This is a genomic window from Cyanobium sp. BA20m-14 (assembly GCF_024346295.1).
In genome coordinates, this window is the sequence record NZ_JAGQCR010000170.1 from 1 (window position 1) to 7070 (window position 7070).

Here is a 7070-nt window from a genome sequence, read left to right on the forward strand (position 1 = left end):
GAGCACAGTCATCAATTGGGGGAATTCCCGCTCCCGGTTGGCCGGCACAAACAGGGCGACAGCCAGGGTGGAATTGGCAAATAGAACCCACTGGGTAGCAAGCGCGCGCTGGGCTGCCACCTGGTCTGCAGTACCAGTAAATTCGTGGGCGTGGTGGTCGGCAAGATGCAGCAGGATGGCGCCACTTTCGAATAGTTGCAACGGTTCTCCGCTTGGAGCCCTAGCATTTGGTCAACAAGGGCGGGCACCTTGGCGAAGGGGTTGATTAAGGCAAAAGCATCAGTTTTATGCTCTCCAGCCTGCATATCTAGCTGAACCAACTCGTAGGGAATATCCCTTTCCTCCAGATACCAACGGGGAATTGAGGCGCGGCTGCGGGCGCCGCCAAAGAGCTTCAGGGTCATGGACTGGGTCTGGCGGGCAAAAAGGCTCGCACCTGTTTAGCCCAACTAGGCCCAAACCAGGACTATTGGGAGGCTTGCTGGTAGAGCTCTTCGAGCCGCTCGCGGCTCAGGTCGATGTAGAGCACCTCCTCGCCGGGTTCTGGGGCTTCTGGATGCCGCTTGGTCCTTGAGCCACGAACTGGTGCGGGGGCAAGGGCAGCTGCACCGCGCAGGTTTTGGGTCATCAAGGCGAAGGCTCCGCCAGCGATGGCCGCGAAACAGATCAGATAGATGGCAGCCAGGAAGTCGTTCAAGGGTGAAAACGCTTTCGTCAACCCTAGTGTGAAGAACTGTTAACCGTGGTCGCTTGCCCGCTGAAAAGGTGCGGGTTCAGCCCCCAATTTTTCGATCCAGCCACTGGGTCAGCACATAGACCCCGATGAACATGGGCAGATAGGCCACCCACATGTTGGGGAGATTGAGCTCTGAATTGTTAATCAGAACAAGACCCCCGTAGCTGGCGGCTGCGTAAATCAAGGCCCTGCGCAGTGGCGCCGTGATCTTTTTCAAGCAAAAGGGAACTTCGAGCTCTTCTCCAGGCTATGCCCAGGAAACCTGCATGGGGCCTACACCCACGCGACCAAGGCAGCGCCTACGGCCATCAACAGCACCCCCAGCCAGGCCCTGAGATCGAGCTGCTCACCCAACAGCACAAGAGCCAGCAGGGCAATCAGCACCACGCTTAGTTTGTCAAGGGCCGCAACCCCTGCCACCGGGCCCAGCTGCAGCGCACGGCTGTAGCAAAACCACGACAAGCCGGTGGCCACACCGGAGAGGGCGAGGGCAGCGAGGCCTGGGAGCGGTAGTTGCCGCAATTCCTGCCAGTCCAGTCGGCCGGTGGCCAGCAACACCAGGGCAAGCACAATCGCCACCGCCAGGGTGCGGAATAGGGTCGCCATACCTGCATCAACGCCCTGCACCCCAACCTTGATTAACAAGGCAGTGAGGGCCGCGAAAAAAGCCGCCGCCGAGGCCCAAAGCTGCCAGTTCTGCACGGGGCCTAATGCGTTGAGAGGGATGCCAAGGCTAGGGAGATGCGAAGCGCAACAAGGGCCCTACATACGAATCCTCAAGCCAAGCTGAGCTCCCCAACTGGAGAATAATAAATTCGCCCACGACGGGCACCCCGTATTGCTCAAGGCTGAAGATAAAAGAGACGGCAATGGCAAAGCCGATCGTGATGAACAAGCAGGAACATTTCTTACGGTGCGCTAATGATATGCCCTGGCTGCGGATCGAGGGCGATTACTTGAGCCCACTGGCATAGCCGCCATCTTGCGTGCCGCAAACCCTATCCCAGAAGGTGAAGTAGAGGCCGAAGTGCACCGAAACCCGGCGGTGATGCAGGGAGTGGTGAGACGGTCCAATCACCCAGCGGCCCAAGAGGTGGTGGGGAAACTGGCACGGCAGACATTCGAGGTCTAGGTGGTTGACGATCGCCCATACGGTCATGGTGCTGAGCACGGCTACCAGGGTGACCAGATGCAGGGGGATCAACATCACAATTCCGACTAGAAAAAGGGCCTGTATCAGCGCCTCGAGCGGATCGAACGCGAAGGAGGTCCAGGGTGTGGGCCGGAGGGAGCGGTGGTGGCCCCGGTGGAAGGCAGCGTACAGCGCTGGGTGATGGAAAAGGCGATGGGTGGCGTAGAACATCCCATCCTGCAGGATCAGCACCGAGAAATAACTGACAGCCAAATACCACCAGGTGTTGGCATCAGCTCCGATGTACAGCCGGGTAATGCCATGGGCCTGCAGCCACAGCACCACTGCGGCAGCCAGGGCAAAAACCGCCGCCGAGAACACCGACAGGCGAATGTCATGGCGGATCCCGTCGCGGATCTGCTGGCCTTGTCGCTCAGTGGACCCTGTTTTCGCGTGGGGCCAGCAGACACGTACTAGCCACCAACAGCCGCCAGCGGCAAGAAAATAGCGGGCCAGAATGATCAGAAATAGGGCGAGGCTGTCGGCTCCAAAGGAAAGGCCTGGCCACCACTGCCCTATCCACCAATGCCCTAGCCCCTCAAGCCCAAGGCGAGGGTTGGGTGGGGCCTGGAATATGCCGATACAGGTGCTGATGAAGCTGCTGGTAACAGAGACAATGCATGTGACGATGTCGCTGCCCGCTTCTTCGGTAGGTTCAGGTTAGGGACAACCAGCCCCGAAAGCGTCAGCAGCTCAAGGGTTGAGCCAATGCTCTGCCCAGTCTTGATCGGCGCGCCAGCGGCGGCGCTGATGGGGATGGCCTTTGAGTTCCAGCAGCTCCACCTGGCTGATCTGGATCCTCAGCAGTTCGAAGCACTCCGGTAGGGGCGAGCCATCTGCCAGTTCGGAGGGGAAGGCCGCTACTGGGTCCAAGGGCGCTCCTGGCGGGGGCCAACCCCAAAGGGCGCGGGCTCCGGGGCTGAGTTGGTGCCAGTGACGCCGGCGTTCCTGGGCTTCGGCCTCAGCATTCAGCCTGAGCCGATCGCCCCGCAGCCGAAACTGGCAGCGGGCCTTGGGCAGCAACCAACACAGCTCGAGCCGTGGTTCTGCCTGTAGTTCAGCGGCCTTGGGGCTGCGGCCATCGGTGAACAGATCCAGGCTGTGGGCATCTACCCAGCAGCGAAAAACCAGGGTGCGCACCCGTGGAGCCCCATCCAGTCCCAGGCTGGCGAGCTGTAGCCAGCGAGCATGGGGGGAGCGACCCTCGCGCCTTTGAGCCGCCTTGAGCAGGGGGCGCCAGGGAGGCATGGCCCCCGGGGTTGGGCCGCTCAGGCCCATGGCTCAGGCTCGCAGCGGTATTGCTGCACATCACCGCGCAGCTGGGCGAATTCGGGGTGATCAGGGTCGAGGGCCTGCCACCACCAGCGGCCATCGGTGTAGCTGGGTACGCCGGCGTTGTTGGTGCGCGGCAGCTGCAGGGTCCCATTGCGCCAGCGAAGCACCAGGAAGGCACCTGGCACGGTGCCGCCGTTGCTGTTGGGGATGTCCGCCGCATCGACCGGCCCGGTGAAAGCGATGGCTTCCAGCGGTTCACCGCCACAGAGGTAGTGCTGAGATCCATCGCTGCTGGCCAGCGCGGTAGGCGCCGTCATCAGCATCACCAAAATGATCGCGAAGAAAACAAGCTTGCTCAGCAGTTTGATCACAGCCTGGGAGGGGGCAAATCACATTGGGACAAAATGGGCGAGGTAGCACTTTCGGCCCTTGCGCGGCCCGGCCAAGCTGGGAAGGACAGTGTTGCTAAGACCATGGCCTGTTCCCAATGCGGCAGCTGGACCATTCGCGCCGACCGTAGCCTGGCAGGTCGGATGGTTTGTGGCCGCTGCGGTACACCCATCAAGAGTGCTGGGAGCTTGCGATCACGGCGGCGAAGCCCATGGCGCCTGGTGGCGCTGGCCGTAGTGGCGACGGCAGCAGCTCTGGCGGCCCTTGAACCGGCTACCCGCCAGCCCCAGCGGCTCAATGGCCCCCTAGAGCAGCCAGAGGAACGCGGGGCCAGCTGGTCATCCTGAAGCACGCGGCAAGGTAAGGCCGAACTTTTCAGCGATAATGATTGGTTGGTTGACGACTTTTGTTGGGACAAGCAGCCCTGAAAAATAGAATTAATGGCTGTTAAATTGCGAACGTATTGCCCCGAGGAATAGTTGAAGCCCTCCGGAGAGCGGAGCTGTGCGAGGGATTTGAACAAGATCCCCTGTCGAGCCTGTTGGGATCAAAAGCTATCCATTCCCTGGGCGCCAGTTGAATTGATCTGATATCACTACGGGTCGGGGTATTAAAACGGCCGACCCAGTCAAGCGAAAATTAAACCGTCCATCCTGCTCAATCAAAAGTGAGCCAGCTGTTCAGCCCGTAGCCTTAGGTCGCTGATCCGGCATCTCAGGTGACGGAGCCGGTTGCAGCAGCGGGGCGATAGTACTGATTCCGAGCATGAGGAACGACAAAGCTCCTAACAGCGCCAACAAACGCAGCCCCAGGCCACGGCCTCGATCGACGGGGAGCTCGTCATCGTCTTCGTTCTGGAGTTGGGACATGCAGAAGGTTGGCCGGATCGGCAGCATCAAAAGTCGCTGGTAGGGTTGATGAATTCAGCCATTCGCATGGAGAAGCTAGGTCGTTTTCTACTGCGCGGCCTGCGCATCGGCGCCAGCACTATTGCGATCATCGAGCTTGTTCGGAACGACTGGACCGGTGGGATCAGTGCCGCTCTGGCCTGGCTGGTGTTTCTGCAGGTAGAGCGGCGGTTGCCCCCCAGCTCTGCGGATCCAGCTGTGCAGGCAGGTGAGCGCCCTTGACCCGGATTTCCTGGAAGGCTGCAAGGCACCGAACCCCGGTGCCTTGCCAAAGCCGTTCACATCCTGTTGCGTTTGCCGTTACAAAACGAAACGCTAATGGCTCTTATTGCCGTTTCGGTTTCGTCGCGTTCGCCGAGATCTGGAATGGCCGCCTGGCCATGCTCGGCTTTGTGATCGGCTTTGGCACCGAATTGCTCACCGGCCAGGGCATCCTCTCCCAAATTGGCCTGGGCTGACCAACACTCCTGCCAGCAACGGGCAATTTAAGAAGCGGGCTGAACGCTTCAATGGTCGTGCCGCAATGGTTGAGATCGTGATCGGCGTCGTAGTTTAAGGCCTAATTGGCCAAGGTATTGTCCATCTAATTGGTCTTGGCGCCTTAGGAGATGGTTATTGCCGCATGCCGCATCCAATTTCTGCCCTTATGTTTCTTAATTTCTGTTTCTTAATTTCTCAATGCAATCAGCGCGCCCACAGAGGGGAGTCAGCGGCCCTCGCAGTGCTGGACAGCTTTTAAGTAAATCAACTTGCCAGGGCCGCCCTGCCCTGCGAGCTTTCTGGCATGCCTGAGGCTCACCTGCTCATCAATGCATAAGTTGTAACGATGGTGTTTGACCGCTGAGGGAATCTGTAGAACAGCAATGCATACCAAGCTCAGGCTGCTAATCGCAGCCAGTACAGGATAAGCATGGGCCCGCACCATCTCTCCGGCAGTGAGCTGTTGACTGTTGTGATCACCCATCTTCTGTGATTACTCGTCTCGGTTTTTGGGTAACTCCCAAGATGCTTCAGGAGACGATCAGGCAACTGAAGAGCGGCGCTGCTGGTTTTTGTAGATCGCTGTTCCTGCGGCTGCGAGCACAAGCCCACCCCCAACGGCAAGGAAGGCCAAGGTTTGCAACAGCAAAAGGAAGATGCCCAGGGTCGACCCGGCGACGATCTGCACTCGGGCCTTGATCAAGAGGGTGAGCAGCAGCAGCACCGTGGCCTTGAGGGCAAGCAGCTTGGCGACGCTGAAGGGACAAAAAGGGATCAATTTCACGAGGGAGTTGGCCTTGTTGATCCCATGCTGGCAGTCGGGCGAGGGAGCGGTGGGTCAAGGAACAGGATGAAAACCAGGATGACGATCAGGTGGAAGCTGCCGCATCGTGCCCTTACGGTATCGATCCGCCAACATGGCGGAATATGGATGCCCCTTTCTGATGTCACGTCTCTCGGGTGCATGGGCTGCGCTGGCCATCTACTGCGGCGGAGCCCTGGCCGCTGGAACCGCTGTTACACCGGCTCAAGCCGTTCCAGCGGCGGCGATCTACTGCACCGCCCCTGGAGTGCCAGTGGGCTGCGTGGGCAGGCCGGCCGTTCGGGCCGTCACTCCAGGTGTGGGCGCCCCAGGTGCTGGGATGCGGCCAGCGGCAGGCCCTGGTGCCGGGCCAAACATGGGCGGGCCAGCTAACCGTGGCGGTATGCGCTGAGTCTCACTGGGCACTGAGATCCCACAACTGCCGGGCCAGGCTGTCTGAGCAGGCATCGACACTGGGTTTACTGACCTCAAAACGCAGCCGACCGGGGCCCAACACCCGGTTGCTCCAGTATGCGAAGCCACTCGCTTGCGGAGCCCTGCTGGCCAACCCTGCCAGCAGGGCTCCAGCCCTCTGGGGTGTTTCGGTGAGCCGCAGCAGGTCGCGAGCAACCATGGCAAAGAGAGACTGGGCAAAGGGGTTGTGGCTGCGGCTGTAGCGGAAGAAGCCTCCGTCGCTGCGCGGGATCACCAGCCCGGGGCTCCAGGCGAGCACCGGCAGGAGCATGCCCTGCTCCCTGAGCCGCCGCTCCGCCTCCCTTGCCATCAGAAGGTTGCAGAGTTTGCTGTCTTTGTAAGCCTTCTCGGCATTGAAGCTGCCGCTGCCATCGAGCATCAGCGCGCCAGGGCCCTGGCGCAGCCCAGCAAGATCCCCGAGGCCGGCCGGCAGCCCCACCTTCCCTCCGGCGCTAGTGGGGTCATGCACCTCCGAGGAGGTGACCACCAGCCGAGGTGCTGTGCCCCGCAGCAGCAGGGGCAAAAGCTGCTGCAGCAGGGCCTGGTGGCCCAGGTGGTTCACGGCGATGGTGAGTTCAAACCCCTGGGCCGACCAGCGGGGCTTGGCTTCGCCGCTGTACTGCAGGCCGGCGTTGAGCACCAATGTGTCGATCGGCTCCCCAGCTGCCAGCAGGGATTGGGCGCAGAGCTCGATGCTGCCCAGATCAGCCAGGTCGCAGATGGGGGTATCAATCGAGCCGCTCAGACGCTCGCGCAGGACTGCGGCGGTGCTCGCATCCCGGCAGGGCAGGGTGAGGCGGTGACCGGCCTGAA

10 protein-coding genes and 2 pseudogenes are annotated in these 7070 nt (G+C 60.8%); 3 read left to right on the forward strand and 9 right to left on the reverse strand.

The features are described 5' to 3' along the window. From KBZ07_RS16500 to KBZ07_RS13980, 7 genes and pseudogenes are all read right to left on the reverse strand, one after another. Positions 1–201, reverse strand: a pseudogene (locus KBZ07_RS16500) (glutathione S-transferase); the annotation flags it as partial. A gap of 83 nt (positions 202–284) precedes the next feature. Then, a pseudogene (locus KBZ07_RS16505) lies at positions 285–404 on the reverse strand (glutathione S-transferase); the annotation flags it as partial. A gap of 62 nt (positions 405–466) precedes the next feature. Then, the gene (locus KBZ07_RS13955; RefSeq protein WP_254932176.1) at positions 467–697 is read right to left on the reverse strand and encodes a hypothetical protein; all 231 of its coding nucleotides are present in this window, start codon (positions 695–697) and stop codon (positions 467–469) included. A gap of 312 nt (positions 698–1009) precedes the next feature. Further along, positions 1010–1438 (reverse strand): EamA family transporter, encoded by a 429-nt coding sequence (locus tag KBZ07_RS13965; RefSeq protein ID WP_254932177.1) that lies wholly within the window; start codon positions 1436–1438, stop codon positions 1010–1012. 250 nt (positions 1439–1688) lie between these two features. Next, a complete protein-coding gene (locus tag KBZ07_RS13970) occupies positions 1689–2249 on the reverse strand; it encodes a sterol desaturase family protein (RefSeq protein WP_254932178.1) in 561 nt (186 codons plus the stop codon). A gap of 372 nt (positions 2250–2621) precedes the next feature. Continuing rightward, positions 2622–3206 carry a pyridoxamine 5'-phosphate oxidase family protein gene (locus KBZ07_RS13975; protein ID WP_254932179.1) on the reverse strand — a complete coding sequence of 195 codons (585 nt, stop codon included), beginning with the start codon at positions 3204–3206 and terminating at the stop codon, positions 2622–2624. Next, entirely contained in the window at positions 3197–3574 is a 378-nt protein-coding gene (locus tag KBZ07_RS13980; protein WP_254932180.1) for a hypothetical protein, read from the reverse strand. Before KBZ07_RS13980 ends, KBZ07_RS13975 begins: the two co-directional genes overlap by 10 nt. A gap of 240 nt (positions 3575–3814) precedes the next feature. On the opposite strand from KBZ07_RS13980, the gene KBZ07_RS13985 reads away from it, so the two are divergent. The 3 genes from KBZ07_RS13985 to KBZ07_RS16355 all read left to right on the forward strand — a co-directional run bounded on the left by KBZ07_RS13985 (position 3815) and on the right by KBZ07_RS16355 (position 4959). Next, positions 3815–3940 (forward strand): hypothetical protein, encoded by a 126-nt coding sequence (locus tag KBZ07_RS13985; protein WP_254932181.1) that lies wholly within the window; start codon positions 3815–3817, stop codon positions 3938–3940. A gap of 570 nt (positions 3941–4510) precedes the next feature. Further along, complete coding sequence (locus tag KBZ07_RS13990; protein ID WP_254932182.1) at positions 4511–4723, forward strand: hypothetical protein; 213 nt, start codon at positions 4511–4513, stop codon at positions 4721–4723. After that, positions 4720–4959 (forward strand): hypothetical protein, encoded by a 240-nt coding sequence (locus tag KBZ07_RS16355; RefSeq protein WP_254932186.1) that lies wholly within the window; start codon positions 4720–4722, stop codon positions 4957–4959. Before KBZ07_RS13990 ends, KBZ07_RS16355 begins: the two co-directional genes overlap by 4 nt. Before the next feature lie 563 nt (positions 4960–5522). Here KBZ07_RS16355 and KBZ07_RS14005 read toward each other — a convergent pair. Both KBZ07_RS14005 and KBZ07_RS14010 read right to left on the reverse strand, forming a co-directional pair. After that, positions 5523–5765 (reverse strand): hypothetical protein, encoded by a 243-nt coding sequence (locus tag KBZ07_RS14005; protein WP_254932184.1) that lies wholly within the window; start codon positions 5763–5765, stop codon positions 5523–5525. Positions 5766–6198: 433 nt separating this feature from the next. Continuing rightward, positions 6199–7070: SDR family NAD(P)-dependent oxidoreductase (locus KBZ07_RS14010; RefSeq protein ID WP_254932185.1), on the reverse strand; the 872-nt coding region annotated here is incomplete at its 5' end.

Coding starts and splice junctions, on each gene's coding strand:
- KBZ07_RS13975 (WP_254932179.1), bottom strand. CDS start 3,206: ATGGGCCTGAGCGGCCCAACCCCGGGGGCCATGCCTCCCTGGCGCCCC.
- KBZ07_RS13990 (WP_254932182.1), top strand. CDS start 4,511: ATGAATTCAGCCATTCGCATGGAGAAGCTAGGTCGTTTTCTACTGCGC.